The 23,562-nt window shown below is 49.3% G+C and carries 21 protein-coding genes; 8 read left to right on the forward strand and 13 right to left on the reverse strand.

Annotated elements, in window-relative coordinates; all coding sequences use genetic code 11:
• Window positions 1-404: 404 nt before the first annotated feature.
• The 4 genes from T433_RS0111905 to T433_RS15395 form a co-directional block, all read right to left on the reverse strand.
• The gene (locus tag T433_RS0111905) at window positions 405-863 is read right to left on the reverse strand and encodes a YqaA family protein (RefSeq protein ID WP_027450905.1); all 459 of its coding nucleotides are present in this window, start codon (window positions 861-863) and stop codon (window positions 405-407) included.
• Window positions 851-1,822 carry a hypothetical protein gene (locus T433_RS0111910; RefSeq protein ID WP_027450904.1) on the reverse strand — a complete coding sequence of 324 codons (972 nt, stop codon included), beginning with the start codon at window positions 1,820-1,822 and terminating at the stop codon, window positions 851-853. Before T433_RS0111910 ends, T433_RS0111905 begins: the two co-directional genes overlap by 13 nt.
• A gap of 12 nt (window positions 1,823-1,834) precedes the next feature.
• Complete coding sequence (gene purD, locus T433_RS0111915) at window positions 1,835-3,103, reverse strand: phosphoribosylamine--glycine ligase (protein ID WP_027455954.1); 1,269 nt, start codon at window positions 3,101-3,103, stop codon at window positions 1,835-1,837.
• Between the two features lie 99 nt (window positions 3,104-3,202).
• The gene (locus tag T433_RS15395; RefSeq protein WP_052357113.1) at window positions 3,203-4,057 is read right to left on the reverse strand and encodes a helix-turn-helix domain-containing protein; all 855 of its coding nucleotides are present in this window, start codon (window positions 4,055-4,057) and stop codon (window positions 3,203-3,205) included.
• A gap of 94 nt (window positions 4,058-4,151) precedes the next feature.
• Between T433_RS15395 and T433_RS0111925 the strand changes: the two genes are divergently transcribed.
• The 3 genes from T433_RS0111925 to T433_RS0111935 all read left to right on the forward strand — a co-directional run bounded on the left by T433_RS0111925 (window position 4,152) and on the right by T433_RS0111935 (window position 8,229).
• Window positions 4,152-5,465: an OmpP1/FadL family transporter gene (locus tag T433_RS0111925; RefSeq protein ID WP_027455955.1), complete on the forward strand. Its 1,314-nt coding sequence runs from the start codon at window positions 4,152-4,154 to the stop codon at window positions 5,463-5,465.
• Between the two features lie 125 nt (window positions 5,466-5,590).
• Window positions 5,591-6,688 (forward strand): porin, encoded by a 1,098-nt coding sequence (locus tag T433_RS0111930; RefSeq protein ID WP_044109910.1) that lies wholly within the window; start codon window positions 5,591-5,593, stop codon window positions 6,686-6,688.
• A gap of 23 nt (window positions 6,689-6,711) precedes the next feature.
• Window positions 6,712-8,229 carry a sodium:solute symporter family protein gene (locus tag T433_RS0111935; protein WP_027450900.1) on the forward strand — a complete coding sequence of 506 codons (1,518 nt, stop codon included), beginning with the start codon at window positions 6,712-6,714 and terminating at the stop codon, window positions 8,227-8,229.
• Window positions 8,230-8,251: 22 nt separating this feature from the next.
• On the opposite strand, the gene T433_RS0111940 is transcribed toward T433_RS0111935, so the two are convergent.
• Window positions 8,252-10,369: a S9 family peptidase gene (locus T433_RS0111940; RefSeq protein ID WP_027455957.1), complete on the reverse strand. Its 2,118-nt coding sequence runs from the start codon at window positions 10,367-10,369 to the stop codon at window positions 8,252-8,254.
• The gene (locus T433_RS0111945) at window positions 10,356-11,882 is read right to left on the reverse strand and encodes a THUMP domain-containing class I SAM-dependent RNA methyltransferase (RefSeq protein ID WP_027450898.1); all 1,527 of its coding nucleotides are present in this window, start codon (window positions 11,880-11,882) and stop codon (window positions 10,356-10,358) included. Before T433_RS0111945 ends, T433_RS0111940 begins: the two co-directional genes overlap by 14 nt.
• A 109-nt stretch (window positions 11,883-11,991) precedes the next feature.
• On the opposite strand from T433_RS0111945, the gene T433_RS15400 reads away from it, so the two are divergent.
• Entirely contained in the window at window positions 11,992-13,239 is a 1,248-nt protein-coding gene (locus T433_RS15400; protein ID WP_052357115.1) for a sensor histidine kinase, read from the forward strand.
• A 90-nt stretch (window positions 13,240-13,329) separates the two neighbouring features.
• Here T433_RS15400 and T433_RS0111955 read toward each other — a convergent pair whose 3' ends face one another.
• From T433_RS0111955 to T433_RS0111970, 4 genes are read right to left on the reverse strand one after another with little or no spacing between them, the layout of a single operon-like run.
• On the reverse strand, window positions 13,330-14,295 hold the full coding sequence (locus tag T433_RS0111955; protein WP_044109911.1) for a phosphatase PAP2 family protein: 966 nt from the start codon (window positions 14,293-14,295) through the stop codon (window positions 13,330-13,332).
• Window positions 14,282-14,944: a CDP-alcohol phosphatidyltransferase family protein gene (locus T433_RS0111960; RefSeq protein ID WP_027455959.1), complete on the reverse strand. Its 663-nt coding sequence runs from the start codon at window positions 14,942-14,944 to the stop codon at window positions 14,282-14,284. Before T433_RS0111960 ends, T433_RS0111955 begins: the two co-directional genes overlap by 14 nt.
• Before the next feature lie 16 nt (window positions 14,945-14,960).
• The gene (locus T433_RS0111965; RefSeq protein WP_027450895.1) at window positions 14,961-15,368 is read right to left on the reverse strand and encodes a GtrA family protein; all 408 of its coding nucleotides are present in this window, start codon (window positions 15,366-15,368) and stop codon (window positions 14,961-14,963) included.
• The gene (locus T433_RS0111970) at window positions 15,356-15,835 is read right to left on the reverse strand and encodes a phosphatidylglycerophosphatase A family protein (protein WP_027455960.1); all 480 of its coding nucleotides are present in this window, start codon (window positions 15,833-15,835) and stop codon (window positions 15,356-15,358) included. The genes T433_RS0111965 and T433_RS0111970 overlap by 13 nt, the downstream gene beginning before the upstream one ends.
• An 87-nt stretch (window positions 15,836-15,922) precedes the next feature.
• Between T433_RS0111970 and T433_RS0111975 the strand changes: the two genes are divergently transcribed.
• The 4 genes from T433_RS0111975 (at window position 15,923) to T433_RS0111995 (ending at window position 20,423) form a co-directional block, all read left to right on the forward strand.
• Complete coding sequence (locus tag T433_RS0111975; RefSeq protein WP_027455961.1) at window positions 15,923-18,472, forward strand: DUF5686 family protein; 2,550 nt, start codon at window positions 15,923-15,925, stop codon at window positions 18,470-18,472.
• A 14-nt stretch (window positions 18,473-18,486) separates the two neighbouring features.
• A complete protein-coding gene (gene tsaA, locus T433_RS0111980; protein WP_027455962.1) occupies window positions 18,487-19,167 on the forward strand; it encodes a tRNA (N6-threonylcarbamoyladenosine(37)-N6)-methyltransferase TrmO in 681 nt (226 codons plus the stop codon).
• Between the two features lie 103 nt (window positions 19,168-19,270).
• A complete protein-coding gene (locus tag T433_RS0111985) occupies window positions 19,271-19,738 on the forward strand; it encodes a DUF4890 domain-containing protein (RefSeq protein ID WP_044109914.1) in 468 nt (155 codons plus the stop codon).
• A 121-nt stretch (window positions 19,739-19,859) separates the two neighbouring features.
• Entirely contained in the window at window positions 19,860-20,423 is a 564-nt protein-coding gene (locus tag T433_RS0111995; RefSeq protein ID WP_081778489.1) for a DUF4738 domain-containing protein, read from the forward strand.
• Window positions 20,424-20,438: 15 nt separating this feature from the next.
• Here the strand turns inward: T433_RS0111995 and T433_RS0112000 are convergent, their stop codons facing one another.
• From T433_RS0112000 to T433_RS0112010, 3 genes are read right to left on the reverse strand one after another with little or no spacing between them, the layout of a single operon-like run.
• Complete coding sequence (locus T433_RS0112000) at window positions 20,439-21,152, reverse strand: inorganic diphosphatase (protein WP_027455965.1); 714 nt, start codon at window positions 21,150-21,152, stop codon at window positions 20,439-20,441.
• A gap of 5 nt (window positions 21,153-21,157) precedes the next feature.
• Complete coding sequence (locus T433_RS0112005; RefSeq protein ID WP_027450888.1) at window positions 21,158-22,513, reverse strand: glucose-6-phosphate isomerase; 1,356 nt, start codon at window positions 22,511-22,513, stop codon at window positions 21,158-21,160.
• A 39-nt stretch (window positions 22,514-22,552) separates the two neighbouring features.
• A complete protein-coding gene (locus T433_RS0112010) occupies window positions 22,553-23,548 on the reverse strand; it encodes an NAD(P)H-dependent glycerol-3-phosphate dehydrogenase (RefSeq protein WP_027450887.1) in 996 nt (331 codons plus the stop codon).
• Window positions 23,549-23,562: the final 14 nt, after the last annotated feature.

Raw genomic sequence — 23,562 nt, forward strand, 5'->3', positions numbered from 1 at the left:
CTGTCGTAATAAACTCAGGACAGTCCCAGAAAGAGGCTGTCGGCTCGATGGTTGAACAATATACAACGGCTGCAATCAAGAAGGTTAGCCAGCCAACAATATTGTCCACGAGACGAAATTGTTTCATTGTTATTGAGTAATTTTTTAACGTTAAAATACAAATTATAGCTTCTATATAACTAAGGTTACTAACCCCACCCCCTGCCCCTCCCCTACAAGGGAGGGGAGAGAGGCGGCTTCCTCTGCGGTTCTCCCCTCCCTTGTAGGGGAGGGGCAGGGGGGGGGGGCAGTATTGTTATTATTCATGTCTGCTTTCGTCTATTCGAAAAGTTTGCTGCAAAGGTAGTAATTTTAGTGAAAAGAGCGATGTGAAAAGATAAGAAAATGCGCCTGTTGCACAATTATTAACAGAATAAACGCTCTGCACCATAGACCAATAGCCAGTAGCGCAGGAATTTCCCAATGGCGATGCTGATAAACGAAATGACAACGTTGGAACGCAGAAATCCCAGCGTGACGGTGATGGCACTGCCCAATACGGGCAGGAAGGCAAAGAAGCCCATCCATGCCCCGCGACCGGCCATGAAGCGCTCGGCCCGGTCCATCTTCTCTTTTTTGATCTTTAGGTATTTCTCAATCCATTCCAGTTTGCCCATACGCCCGATGCCATAGTTGAAGAAGGAGCCCAGCACATTGCCAATGGTGCCATAGACAACCAGTGTCCAGGAGTCGATGCCCGGTGTTGCCATCAGTCCCAGCATGACGGCCTCGCTGGAAAACGGGAACACGCTGCCAGCCAGGAATGCCGCCACCAGCATGCCCATATAGCCATAGCTCGTGAGGAGGTCAATTATCCATTCCATATCTCGAGAAGCTTCAGGTTGACGATTTCTGTCAGCGACTCGTTGACGCTGATGACAGAAAGGATGATCATGAAGGCTAAGGTGATGAAGAATAGATAGTTGGTGATCTTAGAATTGTTGAGTGTGAAGAAATGGGCGGCAAAAGGACAGGCGCAGATGATGATGACACGGATGAGCATGTCGTAATACTGCGGCTGTAACAGCACGAAGATGCCGAGCGCCAATACCATCCACTGCAGGAAACCGTAGTATTGGCGTGTGCGGATGCGCTCTTCGTAGCTCTTGCTCCAGAAGTTGATAGCACCTAGCACGAAGAGGATGGCAATGATGAGGAAGATAACGACACGGATGGGTGTTAGGAGTTGATCTTCTGTAGGTGCCTGCCAGTTGAATAGGGGTTCGAAGTTCGCGGTAAGAACATTGAATTCCTGATTGTAGATAAGCCAGGAACCTATCAGCCAATAGGGTGTGATGGTGCCTAGAATCGAGGCGAGCCAGGTGTGGAAGCTCAATGACTGAAGCATCAGGAGCGTCAAGAGCCACATCAAAGGTATGAAATAGAGTGCCTTGACAAAGAAAAGACTGGCAATGCCCAAGACGACGTAGGCGAAGAACGTGTGGCCTACGTCTTGCGGATTCTGATAGGTGGATAACAGCAGGAAGATGGTCACCACGGCACAGATGCCAATGATGCCTGCACTCGTAGAATGGTAGTTGAATGCGCAGCAGGATGATAACATCATAAGTGCCGATGTGACCATCCAGCTGCGCAAGCGTAGGAATATCAGATGCTTGCTCATCTCTACCATCAGGTAGCATGTAGCAGCCATCAACGCCATCTGTAACCATAGATGATGCGTGAACAGACCGGCAGCAATCCATGTGATGAAACAATAGATGGCACTGCTGTAAAGGGTCAGTATGCTCTCGCTGATATGGTTATGTAGGCGTTTCTCCATATCAATGTGTTATTATAGGTCGGCGCCTATGTCACGACGGAAATACTGGTCGGTGAACTTGATCTTCTGGGCTTCGGTGAACGACTTCTTGAGCGCCTCTTCTTTGTTGGCACCATAAGAAGAAACGGCAATGACACGACCACCATTGGTGACCACCTGTCCGTCTTTCAGTGCTGTTCCTGCGTGGAAGACGATGCTGCCCTCTACCTGTTCGATGCCTGTGATGGGGTAGCCCTTCTTGTAAGTCTCGGGATAACCGCCAGAAACCAGCATGACGCAAACGGCTGCACGCTCGTCGAACACGATGGAACGCTGATCGAGATTGCCTTCAGCAACGCCTTCAAACAGGTCAACGATGTCGCTCTTCAAGCGGAGCATGACGCTCTCGGTCTCGGGGTCGCCCATACGACAGTTGTACTCGATGACCATGGGTTCGCCTTTGACGTTGATAAGACCGAAGAAAATAAAACCTTTATAGTCGATGCCTTCTGCTTTCAGGCCTTCTACTGTGGGACGGATGATGCGGTCCTCAACCTTCTGCATCCACTCTTTGGTGGCAAAAGGAACGGGCGAAACACTACCCATACCACCGGTGTTCAGACCTGTGTCGCCCTCGCCAATGCGCTTATAGTCCTTGGCCTCGGGCAGAATCTTATAGTGGTCGCCGTCTGTGAGGACGAATACAGAACACTCGATGCCGCTGAGGAACTCCTCAATCACCACACGACTGGATGCGTTGCCAAACATGCCGCCAAGCATCTCTTTCAATTCTTTCTGGGCCTCCTCCAGGGTGGGGAGAATCAGCACACCCTTACCGGCACAAAGGCCGTCGGCCTTCAGCACATAGGGAGCCTCTAATGTCTCAAGGAACTTCAGTCCTTCCTCCAGGTGCTCACCGTCGAATGTGGCATATTTAGCTGTGGGAATGTTGTGGCGCATCATGAATGCCTTAGCGAAGTCTTTAGAGCCTTCCAGCACTGCACCAGCCTTTGAAGGACCGACAACGGGGATGTTCTTGGTGCGGGGATCGTTCTTCAAATCGTCATAGATACCCTTTACCAAGGGATCCTCAGGACCAACAACGACCATGTTCACCTGGTTCTCGACCACAAAAGCCTTGATGGCCTCGAAATCGTCAGCCTTGATGTTGACATTGGTGCCAACATTAGCAGTACCGGCATTGCCTGGTGCAATAAAAAGTTTCTCAACACGCTCACTTTGAGCAATCTTCCAAGCCAAGGCGTGCTCACGGCCGCCACTTCCTAACAATAAAATCTTCATACTCTGTGTGGTTGATTGAAAAATCGAGTGCAAAGTTACGCTTTTTAATTGAAAAAGTAAGGTTTTTGCATGAGAATTATTTATTTTGCCCTACATAAATTAACGTTCTGAGTCGATAGGTCTCATTTCGCGGTATTCCATTGGCGTCATGCCAGTTTCGCGTTTGAAGAATTTTGAGAGCGAGGCAGGACAGGAGAAGTGCATGCGTGAGGATATCTGTGCGATGTTTTCGTCGCTATAGGCCAGCCATACCTTTATTTCTTTAATAGCCGTCTGATTGATCCATTGCATGGCGGTCTTGCCGCTTACCTGTTTGATGAGTGTGCTGAGGTAGTGGTGCTCAATACACAGTTGATTGGCATAAAACGGGATGTTGCGTTCCTGTGTGGCATACTGGCTGACCAGGTTCAGAAAACGTCGCACGGTGTCTTCTCGTCTGCTCAGTGGACGGTTGACAATACGCAAGCCAATGTGTTGCCGGATGTAGTGCATCAGTGACTGCGTCAGCAGTTGCACGTTGTCGCGAGGGTAGGGCGTCTCGTGCACGATATCCCATAAGAGTGACATGTGCTGTTCTACGATGGGGCGCGTTTGCTCGTTCAGTCTGAGGTGAATGAAGGGCTCTCCTGGCGTGGCGTCGAATGAGAAGGCATCAAACTCAAAATCGCCAGAGATGCCCTCTTTCTCGACCAGTGTGTCGGAAAGGAACACCACCAGGTCGCCAGCCTCGAAGTGCTGGTCGGTGAGGTTGAATTTATAGTGCGCATGTCCTTTTTTAACCAGCACGACACGTGCTTCCTGCAACTTGTATGGTTGAGTGGGCATGAGAAAATTTCGACTGCTGAAGTGAAAGTTACGAAGGAAAAAGTGACCTTCGAACAGAAACAGTTCTCCACTCTGACGCCAGAAATCTGGGTTTCTGAATAGTTCGTTGTTAATGGTGTCTTTAAGCATAATCTTAGGATTTGGCAATTAAATCAACGAAATAGCTAACGAATTATTGTGGAAAAGTGACTAATTTTGCAGCCGTTTAATTTTTAGTGTAGAAATGAAAAGAATTTTTTTATTTGTTGTTGCCGCCTCTATGTCTTTGTTGGCTGAGGCTGGTGGATTGATGACCAACACGAATTATCACATTGCCTTTGACCGTATGTTTGCCCGTGGTGCTACGTCAGAGATTGATGCCACCTACAGTAACCCAGCCGGTTTGGTATGGGGACGCGAGGGCTTGCAATTGTCTCTTAACTTCCAGAAACCCTGGCAGAATCGCGATATCGAAGCCAATGTTCCCGCTTTAGGCCTGAACAAGACTTATAAAGGAGAGGCTTCAGCTCCTGTTGTGCCCGTCTTGTTTGCTGTCTATAAGCAGGATCGCTGGGCTGTATCAACGATGATTGGTATTGTAGGTAGTGGTGGCTTCGTGAAGTATGACGAGGGCATACCTATGTTTACTGCACCTATCATGGCAAGACTTGGAGCTGCGGGATTGCAACCTGGCACTTATGACCTGGATGCTCAGATGAAAGGTAAACAATATATATATGGTGGACAGGTGAACTTTTCTTATAAGTTGACCGATTACCTTTCTGCAGCCGTAGGTCTCAGAGCCAACTATTATGACGGCTATTATCGTGGACACGTAGTTGCACAGGGTGGTCCCGTGAAGTATGTCAACCTGCAGCTCGACTGCTCTCAGAAGGGTTGGGGCTTCAACCCACTGGTAAGTGTGAACTACCACCAGGATAAGCTGTCGTTGGCTGCCCGTTATGAGTTCCGTACTAAAATCAATGTACCCAACGACACCAAGGAACTCAGTGCTGACGTAGTTGGAATGTCACCCCAGCAGGTTCAAGCTGCTTTCGGAGATAAGATTGCTGCCTATCAGGATGGTGTGAAGACACGTTACGATATGCCTTCACTCTTGGTTCTGGCTGCTCAGTATGAATTTACCCCCAAGTTGCGTGCAGCTGCAGAATATCACTTCTACGATGATAAGAATGCAAAGATGTCGGGCAACAGACAGGAGAATCTGGAGCATGGCACACATGAGGTGCTGCTCGGTGCTGAGTATGATATCAATGATCGCTTCACCGTCAGTCTGGGTGGACAGCGTACGGACTATGGTCTGGCAGATGATTATCAGACGCACACCTCGTTTGCTTGCGATAGCTACAGTCTGGGATGTGGTGCTGCTGTTAATTTGACAAAGAATGTTCGCTTGAACGTCAGCTACTTCTGCACGCTGTATAGCGATTACAAGAAAGAACAGGCTAACTATCAGGGACTTCCTGGTGTGGCCGGCAGTGATACCTTTAGCCGTACCAATCATGTGATTGGTCTGGGTTTGGACTATAAGTTCTAACACAATTACTTAAAATATATAACTCAATTTCAATATTGTGACAGTTTTTCTTGGCTGTCACAATTTTTTTATTTATTTTTGCCGCGATTTATTAACGCAAAGACCTTAATTAGATTATTTTTCTTATGATTACCAAACAAAGATTACTATTGGCAGCAATCCCTCTTTTGATGCATACTGCGGCCATAGCACAGACTGGAAGTAATGAGGACTGGATGAAAGACCTGACGTCTCGCATCACATTCAATGGCTATGCTCAGGCTGGTTGGTCGTATCAGGACCCTGGGACTACAGACGGAGCTAAGCGACGAGACAAAACCAATTCCTACAATCTGAAACGTACGTTGCTTTGGGCCAAAGCCCGAATTACCGACCGCTGGTCGTTCCTGTTTATGCACGACTTTAACAGTGTGGTTCAGGAGTTCTATACCGACTATCGTATCGCCAACAACAATGCTTTGACTGTCAGGTTTGGACAGTTTAAACATTCCTATTCGATGGAAAACCCACTGTCGCCCACGCAATTGGAACTGATTGATGTCTATTCACAGGCAGTGCTTTATCTGGCTGGTGAGGGACCTGATCCGTTGAACGGTGTCAACTACGGACGTGATCAGGGCTTGATGGTCTATGGTGACTTGTTGCAGAAGAAGTTGCATTACGAACTGGCGTTGATGAGCGGACAGGGCATCAATCGCAAGGATGGAAACAATCAGAAAGATTTTATCGCCAAACTCGAAGTACGCCCCGTAGATGGCCTGCGTCTTGCTGGTTCCGGCTATCTGGGTACGGGCCATGCAGTGGGTACGGCTGACTGGAACCCTACCATTAAGGAGGGCGATAACTACAAGCGTAATCGCTATAGCGTTGGCGCTGAATATAAGACATTACCTTATTCTAAAGGACAATACAAAGAGGCACGGCCAGCCAGTCTGCGAGCCGAATGGCTGGGAGGTAAGGATGGCGACGTCGATAGCCGAGGTGGCTATGTCACCACTTGTATCCCCGTATATGATGCCCTCGATATTGTAGCTTCGGGTGAGACCTTCGATAGAAACACCAAAGTGGAGGGGTGGGACCAGACCAACCTGACACTGGGCGTGCAGTATTGGTTCTATAAGAAGTGCCGTGTGCAGTTGCAATATACCCGTTGCTTATGTGGTGACAATATTTCATCAAAGGATTTTAACTGGTTGCAGGCTCAGGTGCAAGTGGCGTTTTAAGTAATTGAAAATTTGAATTAGAAATGATTATAAAGATTCTTTTAACGATTGTTTTTCTGGTCGTGATGGTTGGCGTGGGACTTTACTCGCGCAAGCAGGCCAGAAGTGTAGATGGATTCGTGTTGGGTGGTCGATCGGTAGGCCCTTGGCTGACGGCTTTCGCCTTTGGTACCTCTTATTTCTCGGCAGTGGTCTTTGTGGGCTATGCCGGACAGTTTGGATGGAAATATGGGCTCTCCTCTGCATGGATTGGTGTGGGTAATGCCGTGATTGGTTCGTTGCTCGCGTGGTTGTTGTTGGGGCGCAGAACCAAGTTGATGACGCAACATATTGAAAGCAGAACTATGCCTGATTTCTTTGGCACTCGTTTTGACAGTCAGGGATTGCGCGTGACGGCTTCTGTCATTGCCTTTGTCTTCCTGATTCCTTATACGGCAGGTGTCTATAAGGGCATCTCAACGTTGTTTGAGATGGGTTTTGGCATTCCCTATGAATACTGTGTGATACTGATGGCTATCCTCACCGCTGTCTATGTGATTCTTGGTGGCTACAAGGCAACAGCTATGAACGACTTTATTCAAGGCATCATCATGATCTTTGGCATCGTTGCTGTCATTGCCGCTGTATTGGCAGCACAAGGTGGTCTTACGGAAGCCGTAGCGAAATTGGCTGCGCTTCCTGGTGACGACGGACAGCAAGGTATGTTCGCTACGTGGTTCGGTCCTGATCCTTGGGGACTGTTGGGCGTGGTTGTGCTGACCAGTCTTGGCACGATGGGATTGCCTCAGATGGTGGGTAAGTTCTATAGTATCTCTGACGAGAGTGCGATCCGTAGAGGTACCGTTATCAGCACGGTCTTTGCTTTCATCGTGGCTGGTGGCTGTTATTTCCTGGGTGGCTTTGGACGTCTGTATGATCCGGTGATCGCCGACAACGGAAAGATTGCCTTTGACTCGATCGTTCCTGCCATGCTAGTTCAGTTGTCGCCAGCATTGATAGCACTCGTGGTCTTGTTGGTACTCTCTGCCTCCATGTCCACACTGGCCTCACTCGTACTGACCTCTTCGAGTACGATGACCCTCGACCTGATATACCGCGACAAGAAATCATTGCCTGGCGAGGTGGAGGATGGCAGCATCGATGATGTTGTGGCCGAGAGAATAGAACGTCGTAAGGTGGTGGTGATGCGTGTGCTGATTGTGTTCTTTATCGCTATCTCATTGTTGATAGCCTTGAATCCTCCCACATTCATTGCTCAGCTGATGGGTATCTCGTGGGGTGCTTTGGCTGGTGCTTTCCTGGCACCCTTTATGTTGGGACTGTATTGGCGTGGTGTGACCACCGCTTCTGTGTGGGCTTGCTTCGTGTGGGGCGTAGGTCTGACGGTTGTCAACATGTTGCTGGGCAATCCTATCAATCCCATCAACTGTGGCGCTATTGCTATGGTAGGAGGTTTCCCTGTGGTTTGGCTCGTTAGTTTGGTGACGCCAAAGATGCCAAAGGTATTGATAAAAAGTATATTCGACTGCTATAAGAAGTAGCAGTCGAATATACCATCTTTATTTATTTCAAATAATCTTCGAAGTATTGAGTGATACGCTCGTGTAGATGTACACTGGCGTGTCCTCTCATGTTGTGACCTTCGCCAGGATAAGCGAAGAAGTCGGGTTGCGTGCCTGCCTCAGCACATGCTTTCAGGAACGACAGCGTGTGTTGTGGTACACAAGTGGGGTCGTTGTAGCCAATGATGATCTGCAACTTGCCTTTCAACTGGTCGGCCTTGTTGATGAGGCTTGTCTTGGCATAACCCTCAGGATTGCTCTGTGGCGTATCCATGTAGCGCTCGCCATACATCACCTCATACCATTTCCAGTCGATGACAGGACCACCGGCAACGCCCACTTTGAAGACGTCGGGATAGTTGGTCATCAGCGAGATGGTCATAAAGCCGCCAAAGCTCCAGCCGTGGACACCAAGACGGTTCATGTCAACATAGGGAAGAGACTTCAGAAAGTCCACACCCTTCATCTGATCCTGCATCTCAATCTGGCCCAACTGGCGGAATGTGCTCTGCTCGAACTCGAGGCCGCGATTCTCTGAACCACGATTGTCGAGGATGAAGACGATGTAGCCTTTCTGTGCCATGTAAGTCTCCCACGAACGGCTGGACCAATGCCATGAGGCCTCTACATTGTGTGCATGAGGTCCGCCATAGACATAAACCACGGTGGGATATTTCTTCGTAGCATCAAAATCGGCTGGTTTTACCATGCGATAATACAGGTCGGTGATGCCATCGGCAGCTTTGATGGTGCCACACTCAAACTGAGGCGTCACGTATTCGCTCCAAGGATCTTTGGCCAACAGCAGCTGGTGAGACTTCTTGGGGCCTTCGGTCACATTAATAGCGTTGGGGATGGATGGTGTGGTGTATTTGTCAATGAGCTTCACGCCTGTGGCTGACAGGGTGCCCTGATGCACGCCTTCACCATTGTCCATAGGTGTGCGCTTGCCCGTTTTCACATTGACGCTGTAGATGTTGCGCTGCAACGGATGTTTCTCGTTGGAAACGATGATGACTGACTGGCTCTTCTCGTTGAATCCAAGCACGTCGAGTACCACCCATGAGCCCTGTGTCAGAGGCTTGATGATTTCGCCTTTGACAGAACACAGATACAAGTGGTTGAAACCATCCTTCTGACTCTGCATGATGAAGCGAGTCTGGTCCCAAGGCAGGAACTGGATGGGGTGCATCGGCTCTACATACTTCTCGCTGGTCTCGCGGTTCAACATATAGAGATATTTGCCTGTAACGGCATCATAGCACTTCAGTTTACAGTCATTCTGATCGCGGTTCAGCTCGAACATGAACACCTCCTTGGTGTCTGGGCTCCAAGCAATGTTGGTGAGGTAGGTGTCGTTGGCATCCAGGTAGGTCACCTTCTGACTCTTCATGTCGTAGATACCTACTTTGACCTCATGAGATGTCATGCCAGCCATCGGATACTTGTCGGGCTCCAATTCTGCGACGCGTGGGTCGATGTTCACCTGTGGATAGTCGGTCACCATTGACTGGTCCATGCGATAGAAGGCAAACTTCATACCATCGGGACTCCAGAAGATACCTTCGTTGATACCGAACTCGTTGCGGTGAACAGCTTCTCCATAGACAATCTCACGTGAGCCGTCGGTCGTGATCTGAGTTTCTTTGCCTTCAGCATCTCTCACAAACAGCTGATAGTTGCGGGTGAATGCCACTGCCCTTGACTGCTTGTTCCAATGCTGATTGGCTTCGCCCTGTTTGATAGACTGTTGCCAAACGATCTTTTTTGTCTTGAAATTAAACAAGATGCGGCACTTGCCGTTGCTTAGCAATACCAAGGGTTTGTCGGCATACGGATATTTGGCATTCATTGCCGAGTGGAAGTCGGTTCCCACTTCTTTCAGTTGGAACACAGCTTTCTTGTTACCCTTGTTATCGATTGTTCCACCTTCTTCCGCATCCTGATACATCAGCTGATCGCCCCACCAGGTGAGGAACATGTTCTCTGGTCGTAGGTTGTGGTAGTTCTTACCGCCAAAGTTCAAGTCTTCCAGTGTGAACAGCTTCTGTTGAGCCATGATGGTTAAAGATGAAAAAACGAGCAGTAGTGCGGTGATGAAAGGTTTAATCCTCGTCATAGCGGTCGCGCTTAAAAGATTTCTTGCCACCTTTGCTGCGGTCGAAGCGCTCGTGTCCGCCACGATTACGATTCTCTTTGCCGCCTTTGAAGTCTCTGTCGCCTTTGAAGTCTCTGTCGCCCTTGAAGTCCTTGCCTCCTTTGCGGTCTCTGCCACCCTTGAAGTCGCGACTTCCTTTGAAGTCCTTGTTGCTCTTTACTTCGTGACGGTGGAAGGTGAACGAACGGATGTCGCTTTCTTCGTTCTCTCCCTGCTCATCGAGGCGCTGCTTGAACTCGCGGTTTTTCTTGAAACGATGCTTCTCGCTCATCTGGCGCTTCTCTTCCTCAGACTTCACGACACCACCTTCCTTGCGGAACTCCTTCAGTTTGCCATCGAAAATCTGGTACTTGCGGAACTCGCATTCCAAAGAGCCGTTGAATACGGGTATCTTGATAGAGGGTTTCAGGCCAATCTGCTCGAAGCATTCCTCGCGGTAAGACAAGATCCATGCGTCGTTGTTCAGGAACTGATGCTTCAGACGTTCGCCAATCATGCGATAGGTGCCCAGCAGGTCGGGTGTAGAGATACGCTCGCCGTAGGGAGGGTTGCACACCAAGATGCTCTTCTCCTTGGGCTGTACGAAGTCCTTGAAGTCGCGCTGCTCCACGGTGATGTCGGCTGTCAAGCCTGCTGCCTTGGCATTCAGGCGAGCGGTGTTCACCGCCTTCATGTCGATGTCGTAGCCGTAGATATGATGTTTGAACTCGCGTTCCTGAGAGTCGTCGTTATAGATGCGGTCAAAGAGCTCGGCATCGAAGTCGGGCCATTTTTCGAAGGCATATTCCTTGCGGAACAAGCCAGGAGCCATGTTGCGAGCAATGAGCGCTGCTTCTACCAGCAAGGTACCGCTGCCACACATGGGGTCAATAAAGTCGGTTTCGCCCTGCCAACCGGTCATCAGGATCATACCGGCTGCCAGCACTTCGTTCAGAGGTGCCTCAACGCTTTCCTGACGGTAGCCACGACGGTGCAGCGACTCGCCGCTGGAGTCGAGACACAGGGTGCACTCGCTCTTACCAGGAGCCACGTCGGCAATATGGATGTGAAGACGCAGGTCGGGGTTGGCCACCGAGATGTTGGGGCGCTTGCCCGTCTTCTCGCGGAACTGGTCCACGATGGCATCTTTCACTTTATAGCTTACAAATTTAGAGTGACGGAATTCCTCAGAGAATACCACAGAATCGACCGCAAACGTGTGGTCGTTGTCAAGGTATTCGCTCCAATCAATTTTCTTAATAGCTTCGTAAACGTCGTCGGCGCTTTGTGCTTTGAAATGTTGAATCGGCTTCAAAATTTTGATAGCGGTATGCAGCGAGAAGTTCGCACGATACATCATTTCTTTATCACCTGTAAACGACACCATGCGTCTACCAATCTGTACATTATTTGCCCCCAGCAGGGTCAGTTCTTTCGCCAGCACAGGTTCCAGTCCCATGAACGTTTTGGCGATGAGTTCGAATTCTTGGTTCATTGAATTTAAAAAAGTTTCAAGGTGCAAAGTTAATGTAACTTAGGCTAAAAACAAAATATTTTTGCATTTTTATTTCTTTATTAGAAATTAATTCGTAATTTTGCAAAATATGGAGGAAATACTGCTTTACGTCAATCATCAATCGAGCATGTCGAGCATCTTCCTATGGGCCGGACTCATAGGCGCTATTCTGTTGTCGATATGGTTGCTTTACTATCAGCATGGCATTACGAAGAATCTTGACTATGAACTGAAACAGCTGGACAAGGTCAAGAAGCATAATGTGGAGTACGAGCTGATACTTAAAGCGATGCACTTGTCCACTTGGCATTTGGATGTCAGACAGCGCCAGATTACCTTCGATAATGATTTCCGTGAAGGTAGTGATAGCTATGCACCGCTTCCCGGTACACCTCTTGAGGAAGTCTTTTCTGTAATTGAAGAGCCAGGTCGGCAGCTTGTGATCAAGAACTTTGAAGACCTTGTCAACGGACGTTTGGAGTTGGGTAGGGCGCAGTACAAGGTGAAAGTGCCTCACTCAAAAGATACTTACTGGGCTGATAGCTATGCAACGATTGCCGAGCGCGATGTGGATGGAAAACCCATCACCATTGCTGGTGCTACGATGCGTATTGACGAGCAGAAAAGTATTGAGACCGAGCTGATTACAGCCCGCAACCGAGCAGAAGAAAGTGACCGTCTGAAGACGGCTTTTGTGGCCAATATCAGTCATGAGATACGTACACCTTTGAACGCAATTGTGGGCTTTACGGGTATCCTGCCCGACGTGACAGACGAGGAGGAGCGCAAGAGCTTGCTGGCATTGGTCAACGAGAACACCACCAAGCTGTTGCGCATCATCGATGATGTGGTAAGTATTTCGAAGATTGAAGCTGGCGAGGATGAACTGGTGATGACCAACTTCGAGTTGGGCATGATTCTGTCGGAGCATGTGGACAGTTGTCAGCACGACTGTAAGCCTGGTGTCACGATGACTACCCAGTTTGCCAGTGAGGCACAGATGGTTACATCCGACCTGAACCGTGTCTGCGAAATCCTGAAACACCTCTTAAACAATGCAGTTAAGTTTACCGATGCCGGCAGCATTGTGGTGGGATATGACGCTCCCGTAGATGGTCGTATCCGTGTCTGGGTGCGCGATACTGGTAAGGGTATTGCACCCGAAAACCAGGAGCGCATCTTCGAGCGCTTCTTCAAAGTCGATGAGTTTATCCCTGGTGCTGGTTTGGGATTAAGTCTATGTCGCACGATGGCTTACAGCCTGGGTGGACAGGTTGGCGTAGAATCAACATTGAACGAAGGATCTACCTTCTGGTTTGAAATACCTATTCAGTAGTGTGATGGCTGCAGCATAGGACGTAGGCATAAGCTTTACTATTGCATAAGAAAAGTGCCACTTTAGCCTTCGCAAAGTGGCACTTTTGTATTATCCCCGTACGGAGTTTTCACCAATGTATCTCGAATAGGCATTGAAGAACCGCGAGAAGACGCTCCACCTCATTAACAACTTCTCGAACAGTGCTACGCCTATGCAGGCTGTGGCTATGCCTAGAAGCACATCGATGATGTAGTGGTGGCAGGAATAAACCGCTGTCCACCAGATGCCCACGGTGATAAAGGCAAAGACGGTGGTGCAGAACCACGAACGACGACTGATCACACTATAGATGGTGGCGATGAGCATATAGGCCGCATGAAGTGAGGGTACTGCTGCAAAGATGTTGGAATTGTTCACGTAGATGCTTTGGAACACGGGAATGCCAATCATTTCGTCAAAGCGTATCAATCCTGCCACATTGCCTGGGGTGCTGAAATCGGGTGTGAAACCATACTGAAGCACATACCAAGGTGGCGCTGTGGGGTGAATGTAATAGCCAATAAATCCCACCCAGTTTACAAAAAGAAAGGCCAGTGCAAAGCGCAGATAGTCGCGGCGTCTGCCTTTGATGAACAGATAGAGGCCGAAGGCAATGGGGAGTGGAACCCAACACAGGTAGAAGATGCCAGCCATGAAGTCGGCCACGGCATGGTTGTGGTTCATGAAGAACTCGCCGGGGATGATGCTTCTGGTGCCATCGCTGATGCCAAACAGCTGCCTTTCAGTCTCGTAGATGGCCTGAGTGTCAACCTCGTTCACCAGATAGTTGGGATAAAGGCGCATCCAGTCGTAGCTGATTTCAAAGGCAATAAATGGCAAAAGTGCCACCGCCATCTTCCTGGTGTAGTCGTGTGCAAAGTAGAGTAGGAGAAACAGCGCCACCATCACAATCTGTGCGGGGATGAGTCCTACAACGATTCCCTGCAGCAACAGGAAAATCAAACAGCACACGAGGACCAGAATGATCTCGCGACGTGACAAGCCTTCAAGAGAGAATAGCTTACTTCCCTTCATCTTTCTTCTTCAGTTCCTTGTAACAATGAGCGATGCGCCAGAAGGCAGTGATGTTGGCCAGTACAGCAATGAGTATCATGCCGCCAGCCAACCACCAGAGGTTTAGTGTGCAACCCGTGATGATAGCCACAATGGCAGTGACGACCACACGTTCTGGGCGCTGCATCAGTCCCACCTTGCATTCGATGTTGAGACCTTCAGCACGTGCACGAACGTAGCTCACCATCACCGAACCAACCATGGCAGCAAAGGTGGTGACGCCCATCCAGAACCAGTCATCGCCAGCTTTGATAAACAGCAGGCAGATGCCAAAGAGGGTTACCAGTTCGCTATAGCGGTCGAGTGTAGAATCCCAAAGTGCGCCAAAGGTGGAAGACATGTTGCCCATACGTGCCAGGCGTCCGTCCATCATGTCGAACAGACCAGCAAAGAGGATGATGCCACCGCCCCAGGCAATGAGGGGATAGGCTTTGCAGTCTTCATAGGGGAAGGCGAGGGAAGCCTTGATAAACAAATAGGTGGCCACCAGATTGCCAACGAATCCCAGTGCAGTTACGATATTAGGTGTCAACCCGATGCGAATCATTCCTTTGATGATAGGGTTGATAATGACGTAGATAACCTTTTGTAGAAAATCTCTGTAGTTCATATTACTTGTTGTGAATTTATTCTTTTAGTGACGATTTATAGACGAAGAGCCGTTGCAGTTGGTAGTTCCAGAACACGGCAACCACCACCGACACGATGGCCTTGGTGATGATGAAGTAGTAGCGGGAGAACTCTGTGAGGGCGTAGGTGCCGAGTGTGTTCAGCAGAATGCTGCCAATCCATACGATGGTATAGCGGAAGGCCACCTTCTTCTTCTTCAATCCTTCATTGTCGAACACCCAACGGTAGTTGAATACACAGTTGCAAACGCCGCCTGTGAGCGCACCGATAAAGGTGGCATAGAGATACCAGAGGCCTGCCACCTCTGCAAGAAAGATAGAAATGCCAAAGTCGATGAGCGTGGCAGCCTGAGCGGAAAGCTGTGCTTTGCAGAAGGTCCACAGTTCGTGTTTTATCTTGCCCATGCGCCTGAGATGTAAATGATGACAGCCAGCACAATGGCAGAGTAGATGCCAGCCAACAGATCGTCGGCCATCACCCAGAAAGCGCCTTTGCGTCGGTCAAGGGAACGGATGCCCAATGGTTTCACGATATCAAAGAAACGGAACAAGAGCAGTGCTACCAGCGCCGTCCACCAGTTGCATGCCAGCAGCAGCGGCACCCACACGCCAATCATCTCGTCGATGACCACTCTGCTGGGGTCATCGCCCCAATAGGGTGCCAATCTGGCTGTAGCCCATGTGCCCAACCACGTAAACAGCAGGATGAGACCAGCAGTGATGAGCATGACGACAGTTGGTGTCAGCAATTGTGACAACGCCAACCAGATGACCGTAGCCAACACCGCACCAGCAGTGCCAGGTCCCCAGGGCCAGAAGCCAGCGCCCAGGCCTGTGGCTATGATGGTAGGAATGAAGGGTAGTCTTTTCATTGTTGCGTGCAAAAGTATATATTTTATTTGAAATTACGAAATTATTTCGTAACTTTGCACGGTTGAATTGTTAAAAACTACTATAGCTTGAAACGTCGTATATTACTGTTTTCTCTTCTTCTGCTGATGGTGCAGACGGCATTGGCACAGATAACCGGCGAGGTTGTCGATGCTCATGACGGAGGTCCTGTGCCTTATGCCAGCGTCAAGTATAGTGGAAACAGTGTGGCCGTCTCGTGCGATGGAGAAGGGCGCTTCACCATTCCCCGACATATTGGTTGGGCCTTGAGTATCAGTTCGGTGGGGTACGTGACGCATGTGGTCAATGTGACCTCGTCCACACCAAAACACCTGGTGATACGTCTTTCGGCCGAGTCGCAACAGATACAGGAGGTTACGATCAAGTCAAAGCGTGCGAGATATAGTCGTAAAAACAACCCCGCTGTGGATCTGATGAGGCAGGTGATAGCCCATCGTCGTCATAACAGGTTGAAGAATCACGACTTCTATCAGTACTGCAACTACCAGAAAATCATGCTGGGACTGAACGACCTGACACCTAAGACTATCGACCACGGCATGTTCAAAAAACATGCATGGCTGCTGAATCAGGTAGAGGTGTCGCCCTACAACAACAAGCTGGTGCTGCCGGTATCGCTCGAGGAAACCGTGACGAAGGAATATTACAGAAAACAGCCAGAGACAGAGCGACAGGTGGTGATTGGGCAGACGTCAAATGGTGTCAACGACCTGTTCCAGACGGGCGATATCCTGACGGCAGTGATGAAAGACGTGTTTGCCGATGTGGATATCTACGACGACCAGATACAGATACTCCGACAGTCGTTCACCAGTCCTATAGGTCGGAATGCCATTGCTTTCTATCGCTATTACATCACAGACACCGTGTATGTGGGTAATGATCTCTGTTATCATCTTGACTTTACACCTAACAACCAACAGGATGTTGGTTTCCGCGGACAACTCTATGTGTTGGCAGACTCGTCTTACCAGGTGCGCCGTTGCGAACTGACCGTTCCCGGTTCCAGTGAACTGAACTGGGTAGAAAACATGCAGTGCCTACAAGAGTTTGTGCAGTTGGATAATGGCGAGTGGGTGTTGGGCATCGATGATATGATTGTGGAACTGATGGTTTCCGATTTCGTCCAGAAGATGATGGTGGTGAGAAACACCCGTCGTAGCGACTTCTCGTTCGATGTCTTGCCTGACCACCTGTTGGGTGGAAACAAGAAACAGACAAAAGCACCCGATGCTGAGCGGCGCGATGAGGCCTTCTGGCATCAATACCGACAGGTGGAGTTGACCCGCAGCGAAGCCTCGATGAGTCAGTTTGTGAAAGGCATGCAACAGATGAAGGGCTTCCAATATATCATGTTTGGCTTGAAGGCGCTCTTCGAGAACTATTTAGAGACGGGCACCAAGGAGCATCCCAGCAAGGTTGATATTGGTCCTATCAACACGATTGTGTCGCAGAACTTCTACGACAAGTGGCGCCTAAGAGCTAGTGCACAGACCACCGCCAATCTTCATCCACACTTGTTCCTGAAGGGCTATTATGCCCGTGGCATAAAGTCTAAGCAGAACTACTATAGTGGTGAGGTGACCTATACCTTCAACCGTCCGGAGTACCTGCCTCGCGAGTTTCCGAAGCAGGCCGTTACCTTCCTCTCGTCCCGCGATGTTGCGATGCCTAGCGATAAGTTCCTGACCACCGACAAGGACAATGTGTTCACGTCGTTCAAGGTGACGGATGTGGACAAGATGTTCCTCTATAATACCCAGTCGCTGAAGTTTGAATACGAGAAAGAGTGGGGCATCAAGTATTTGCTAGAGGCAAAGACCGAGAAGGTGACATCTATTGGCAGCATGGAGATGAAAAGGCTCCGTGACCAACAGTTGCTGACGTCGCTACGCTATACGGAAGCTACCGTCGGTATCCGTCTGTCGCCAGGCGAGACCTATGTGAACACCAAGCAGCGACGTCATGTGCTGAACAAGGAGGTAGCTGTCTTCGAATTGAAGCATACGATGGGTTTTGACGGTTTGTTGGGTGGACACTATGACTATAATTTCACGGAAGCATCGTTTTCTAGTCGCGTCTGGTTGCCAATGGCATGGGGACGTGTGGATACCTATCTCAAGGTGGGTGCCCAGTGGAACCAGGTTCCTTATCCGCTGCTGATCATGCCGGCAGCCAACTTGAGTTATGTGTTGCAGCGTGAGTCGTTCAACCTGTTGAACAATATGGAGTTCTTGAACGACCGTTATGCTTCGCTGATGATCGACTGGAACATGAATGGCAAGATTCTCAACCGTATCCCGTTGCTGCGTCATCTGAAATGGCGTGAATGGGTAGGCGTGAAGTGCTTGTGGGGTAGTCTGACAGATAAAAACAACCCTTGTCTGGCTGAGAATGCGCAGAGCGACATCCTGATGGCTTTCCCTGATGGCGCCTACAATGTGATGGATGGTCATAAACCCTACTGGGAACTGTCTGTTGGTATTCACAACATATTCAAAATATTACAGGTACAGTATGTGAGACGTCTGTCGTACCTGAACAACCCAGGCGTCAGCAAACAGGGCATACGCATCTTGTTGCGTGCCACTTTCTAAATCGTTTCGTAAAGATGAACATTGAACCTATAGCCTATTTCCATTCGCCCATGACTTCTAAGTTTGGCATTCCTCGACAAAGTGGATTGATGAACGACTTGCAGGGCACCATCGTTTTTGTACCAGAGTTTCAGAATCCCGATGCGATACGTGGACTTGACCAGTTCGACTACCTCTGGTTGATATGGGAGTTCAGCGGCAATCGCGTGGAGAATGCTAACCTGACGGTGCGCCCACCACGACTGGGGGGTAACGAGCGAGTGGGGGTGTTCGCCTCGCGTTCGCCCTTCCGTCCCAACCGTCTGGGACTTTCGTGCGTATATATTAATAAGGTGGAGATAAACACTCCGGATGGTCCGGTGATACATGTGGCTGGTGCCGACCTGATGGATGGAACGCCTATCTATGATATTAAACCTTATGTGGTGTATGCCGACAGTCGTCCCGATGCACGTAGTGGTTTCGTGGATAGGGTGGAGTGGCAACCACTCACCGTACAATTGCCCGACGCCTTGGCCTCGCAGTTTTCTGAGGTGGAACTGAAGGGACTGCGTCAGGTGCTCTCTCAAGATCCACGTCCTCGCTATCATCACGATGAATCGCGTGTCTATGGAATGCCGTTTGCTGGTAGGGATGTTCGGTTCAGGGTGGAGAACGGTGTCTTGACCGTACTCGAGATTGCTAAAATTCATTAATATATCTTTCATTGTTAAACCTTTCTTGTATGGTTGCATCAAAGAAGCAGTTGCAACTATTAAACCATAGTATTAACAAACAAAAAGAAAGAGGAAACATACAATGAAAAAGATAGTATTAGCACTGGTCGCCATGATGACCATCAGTATGAGTGCAGTAGCTCAAGATTCAACTCGTGTGAAGCAGAACCGCAGACAGTTTAATCCTACTGAGATGATTAATCAGCGCACCAAGAAGATGGCGGAGAGCTATGGACTTAACGAGGAACAAACAGCTAAGTTGAAAGAACTGAACACAAAGTATGCCAAGAATATGCGTGGCGAGCGCGGCATGCGTGGCGGACGTCATGGTGGTATGCAGCGCAATGGTGGTCAGCAGATGAGACAGCACTTATCGCAGGCTAACAGAGATTCTATCCGTCAGGCGATGCGCAAGAATCAGGAGGCTTACGAGACAGAACTGAAGACCATTCTCACAGAGAAGCAGTTCAAGGCCTACACCGAAGATATGAAGAAAATGATGCGCCAGAATCCTCGTTTTAATGGCGACCGACGCCCTAAAAAGGATTAAGATTGTAAATTGGGATAAAAGAGAAACGCAATGAGCTCACGATGCTCTTTGCGTTTTTTTTGTTGATTTCTTCTTTATTCCTTTTGCACTTTTCTCAACTTTTCGTATCTTTGCCCCCACTATGAGATATTTGCTACCAATCGTTCTGGTTGCCGGCATCATGATGCTTGGCGCCTGTAAAGAGAAAAAGAAACAAGAAGATATCATAACGACAAAGTATGTGCCTAAACGTCCACAGGCTCCTATCGCTATGAACGACGAACATCTGTCGGACACTGTTCGCTGGAAGAATGCTGTTTATTATGTCAAGATAGACCGCACAGCAAGCGACAGTCTGCCGATGCTCTCTGACGAGATAGGACAAAAGTATAAAGATAACTATGTGACGTTGACTGTGTTGAGAAGTGACCAGTCGGTTTTCTTCCACAAGAAATTCTCGAAAAGCACGTTCGCTTCCTATCTGAATGCCGACTATCAGCGCAACGGCCTGTTGTCAAGCATGCGTTTCAACGAGGTGGATAATGGCGAGCTGGAGTTTTCTGTAGCTATTGCACACCCCGATGCACTCGATGATGAATATCTTCCACTCGAGTTGAGCATCAATGCACAGCAGGGGATGGCCATCAAGGTGGATAATGATATGTTAGATGAATTTGACGATGACGCTGAAGATTCAGGGCAATAACTGATTCGTAGTATTTTAAATTGCCCAGTGTTCTGCCAACGATACCATCGTTGGGAATACCAGATTAGCTCCTGCGTTTTTCAGAATATCGTCTTCAAGCGGCCCCGTATTTACAGCAATAGTGAATATGCGGGCTGCTACACCTGCTTTCACGCCTAAGGGCGCATTCTCTACAACGATAGCTTCCCATGGTTTCAGATTGCCTGCTTTCTCGAGTCCCATCAGATAGGGATCTGGGTATGGTTTTCCACGTTTCACGTCGTAGGCAGTGACGATGCGACTCTCGTCCAGATAGTCGTTGAAGTCGCGCAGCAGTCGTTCTATCAGTGGACGTTGTCCGCTGCCTGTAACCACACCGATAGATAAACCGTCTGCATGTATTTTCTTCATCAAATCCTGTATGCCAGGCATCATCTTGGCTTCAGGCATCAGATGAAACAGACGGGTCTTCTCGTCGTACATGCGTTGAGCTTCTTCCAACGAGATGTCGCGTCCTTGTTGTTGTTTCACCATCATACGTATGGTGTCGATGCCACGTGCACCTTCAGTAGCGTAGGCATCGTTGGCTGTCATGTGTATGCCGAAGGTTTTCATTGACTCTTGCCACGCAATGGCATGGTTTGGCATAGAGTCGTAGAGCACCCCGTCCATATCAAAAAGCACGGCTTTCGGGCTAAACTGCCCGAAGCCGTGTTTCTCTAAGTATCCTTGAATAACTTGTTCTGTCATTTCTTTTATTTCTCACTTTCAAGGCGAGCCTTGATAGCCTTTGTCTCAGCCTCATAGCCAGGCTTCTCGAGCAGGGCAAACATGTTCTTCTTGTATGCCTCTACACCAGGCTGGTTGAATGGGTTCACCTCAAGGATGTTGCCACTGATACCGCAGGCGATCTCGAAGAAGTAGATGAGCTGACCGATGTAGTACTCGTTGAGCTGTGGAACGCTGATGCGCATGTTGGGCACACCGCCATCCACGTGAGCCAGACGTGTACCCAGCTCAGCCATCTTGTTGACCTCGTCAACACGCTTGCCAGCCAGGAAGTTCAGACCATCCAGGTTCTCCTCATCCTCGGGGAAGAGCAGCTTCTTCTCGGGCTCCTCTACAGAGATAACTGTCTCGAAGATGGTGCGCTCGCCTTCCTGAATCCACTGACCCATAGAGTGCAGGTCGGTGGTGAAGTCAACGCTTGCAGGGAAGATGCCCTTGCCGTCCTTACCCTCTGACTCGCCATAGAGCTGCTTCCACCATTCAGAGAAGAAGTGCAGCTTAGGCTGGTAGTTCACCATGATTTCAATCTTCTTGCCGTTCTGATAGAGACCGTTACGTACGGCAGCATACTGTGCAGCGAGGTTCTGCTCGAAGGGAACATCCTTGCCACAAGCCTTCTCCATATCCTGAGCACCAGAAACAAGTGCCTTTACATCGAAACCAGCACAAGCAATAGGCAGCAGACCTACAGGAGTCAGCACAGAGAAACGACCACCTACGTTGTCGGGGATGATGAAGCTCTTGTAGCCTTCCTTATCAGCACAGGTACGTGCAGCACCGCGCTTAGCGTCGGTAACAGCCACGATCACCTTCTTTGCCTCTTCCTTACCACGCTGAGCCTCGCACTGCTTCTTCAGCAGACGGAAGGTCAGAGCAGTCTCGGTGGTGGTACCACTCTTAGAGATGTTGATGACACCGAATTTCTTTCCTTTCAGGTATTCTGTCAGTTCGAACAGATAGTCTTCACCGATGTTATTGCCTGCAAAGAGGATGGTGGGGTTCTTCTTGTCCTGAATGAGCCAGGTGAACGAGTTGCTCAGCGACTCGATGACGGCGCGTGCGCCCAGGTATGAACCACCGATACCAGCTACGACGATAGCCTCGCAGTTCTCGCGAAGCACGTTGGCTGTGGCCTGAATCTCGTCGAGGAAAGCGGGTGTGATAGATGAGGGCAGGTGCAACCAGCCGAGGAAGTCGTTGCCAGGGCATGTGCCGTTCTCTAAAGCCTCTTGTGCGGCTTTCACTTTAGGCTCGAAAGCCTTCACTGCGCCTGCTTCAAGAAAGCAAGCTGCCTTTGTGATGTCAAGACTAATACTTTTCATTTCTTACTATATAAAGTGTTGTTGTATGTTTACTATTTGTTATCTGAATGAATCTGTCAGCAACTTAATCTCGATCTGCGGCGTGATGCGCTCGTATAGGATGTTATAGACAGCATCGAGAATAGGCATGTTGACATGCCAGTGGCGATTGATCTCCTTCATGCACTTGGTACCGAAGTAGCCCTCGGCAATCATTTCCATTTCCATCTGTGCGCTCTTTACGGAATAGCCCTTACCAATCATGGTACCGAAAACGCGGTTGCGCGAAAAGTTTGAATAGCCTGTCACCAGCAGGTCGCCCAGATAGGCTGAGTCGCACACGTTACGCTCGATGGGGTGTACAGCTTGTAGGAAGCGCGCCATCTCCTGTACCGAGTTAGCCATCAGCACGGCTTGGAAGTTGTCGCCAAACTTCAGTCCGTTGCAGATGCCGGCAGCGATAGCATATACGTTCTTTAGCACCGAAGAGTATTCAATGCCGATGACATCGGTCGATGTCTTGGTCTTGATAAACTGGCTGGTCAGAACGTCGGCAAAGGCCTGAGCCTTCTCCAGGTTGGCGCATCCCACGGTGAGGTAGCTCAGTCGTTCCAGTGCCACCTCTTCAGCATGCGAGGGACCTCCCAAACAAGCCAGGTTGTCGTGTGACACGTCGAACACCTGATGGAAATACTCCGAACAGATGAGGTTCTCGTCGGGCACGATACCCTTGATGGCTGTTACGATGAACTTATCCTTGAGACGCGTCTTCAGCTTTCTCAGGTGATTCTTCAGATAGGGCGATGGTACCACAAATACCAGTGTGTCGTACTTCTCTACAATCTTGTTGAGGTCGCTATCGAACTCAATCTCGTTGATGTTGAAGTGAACACCGGTCAGGTATCTTGGGTTGTGGTTCAGTCGCTTGAAATCTTCTATCTGATCATCGCGACGCATATACCAACCTATGTGGTGCGTATGGCTCACCACAATCTTGGCTATAGCTGTTGCCCAGCTGCCACCACCGATGATTGCTATTTTTCCGCAGTCGAACATGAGATTAATTGCTA

Source organism: Xylanibacter brevis ATCC 19188 (assembly GCF_000621725.1).
GTDB lineage: Bacteria > Bacteroidota > Bacteroidia > Bacteroidales > Bacteroidaceae > Prevotella > Prevotella brevis.

Excerpts from the sequence above, each read along its gene's own strand:
- T433_RS0111905 (WP_027450905.1), bottom strand. The coding sequence starts at position 863 with ATGGAATGGATAATTGACCTCCTCACGAGCTATGGCTATATGGGCATG.
- T433_RS0111910 (WP_027450904.1), bottom strand. The coding sequence starts at position 1,822 with ATGGAGAAACGCCTACATAACCATATCAGCGAGAGCATACTGACCCTT.
- purD (WP_027455954.1), bottom strand. The coding sequence starts at position 3,103 with ATGAAGATTTTATTGTTAGGAAGTGGCGGCCGTGAGCACGCCTTGGCT.
- T433_RS15395 (WP_052357113.1), bottom strand. The coding sequence starts at position 4,057 with ATGCTTAAAGACACCATTAACAACGAACTATTCAGAAACCCAGATTTC.
- T433_RS0111925 (WP_027455955.1), top strand. The coding sequence starts at position 4,152 with ATGAAAAGAATTTTTTTATTTGTTGTTGCCGCCTCTATGTCTTTGTTG.
- T433_RS0111930 (WP_044109910.1), top strand. The coding sequence starts at position 5,591 with ATGATTACCAAACAAAGATTACTATTGGCAGCAATCCCTCTTTTGATG.
- T433_RS0111935 (WP_027450900.1), top strand. The coding sequence starts at position 6,712 with ATGATTATAAAGATTCTTTTAACGATTGTTTTTCTGGTCGTGATGGTT.
- T433_RS0111940 (WP_027455957.1), bottom strand. The coding sequence starts at position 10,369 with ATGACGAGGATTAAACCTTTCATCACCGCACTACTGCTCGTTTTTTCA.
- T433_RS0111945 (WP_027450898.1), bottom strand. The coding sequence starts at position 11,882 with ATGAACCAAGAATTCGAACTCATCGCCAAAACGTTCATGGGACTGGAA.
- T433_RS15400 (WP_052357115.1), top strand. The coding sequence starts at position 11,992 with ATGGAGGAAATACTGCTTTACGTCAATCATCAATCGAGCATGTCGAGC.
- T433_RS0111955 (WP_044109911.1), bottom strand. The coding sequence starts at position 14,295 with ATGAAGGGAAGTAAGCTATTCTCTCTTGAAGGCTTGTCACGTCGCGAG.
- T433_RS0111960 (WP_027455959.1), bottom strand. The coding sequence starts at position 14,944 with ATGAACTACAGAGATTTTCTACAAAAGGTTATCTACGTCATTATCAAC.
- T433_RS0111965 (WP_027450895.1), bottom strand. The coding sequence starts at position 15,368 with ATGGGCAAGATAAAACACGAACTGTGGACCTTCTGCAAAGCACAGCTT.
- T433_RS0111970 (WP_027455960.1), bottom strand. The coding sequence starts at position 15,835 with ATGAAAAGACTACCCTTCATTCCTACCATCATAGCCACAGGCCTGGGC.
- tsaA (WP_027455962.1), top strand. The coding sequence starts at position 18,487 with ATGAACATTGAACCTATAGCCTATTTCCATTCGCCCATGACTTCTAAG.
- T433_RS0111985 (WP_044109914.1), top strand. The coding sequence starts at position 19,271 with ATGAAAAAGATAGTATTAGCACTGGTCGCCATGATGACCATCAGTATG.
- T433_RS0111995 (WP_081778489.1), top strand. The coding sequence starts at position 19,860 with ATGAGATATTTGCTACCAATCGTTCTGGTTGCCGGCATCATGATGCTT.
- T433_RS0112000 (WP_027455965.1), bottom strand. The coding sequence starts at position 21,152 with ATGACAGAACAAGTTATTCAAGGATACTTAGAGAAACACGGCTTCGGG.
- T433_RS0112005 (WP_027450888.1), bottom strand. The coding sequence starts at position 22,513 with ATGAAAAGTATTAGTCTTGACATCACAAAGGCAGCTTGCTTTCTTGAA.
- T433_RS0112010 (WP_027450887.1), bottom strand. The coding sequence starts at position 23,548 with ATGTTCGACTGCGGAAAAATAGCAATCATCGGTGGTGGCAGCTGGGCA.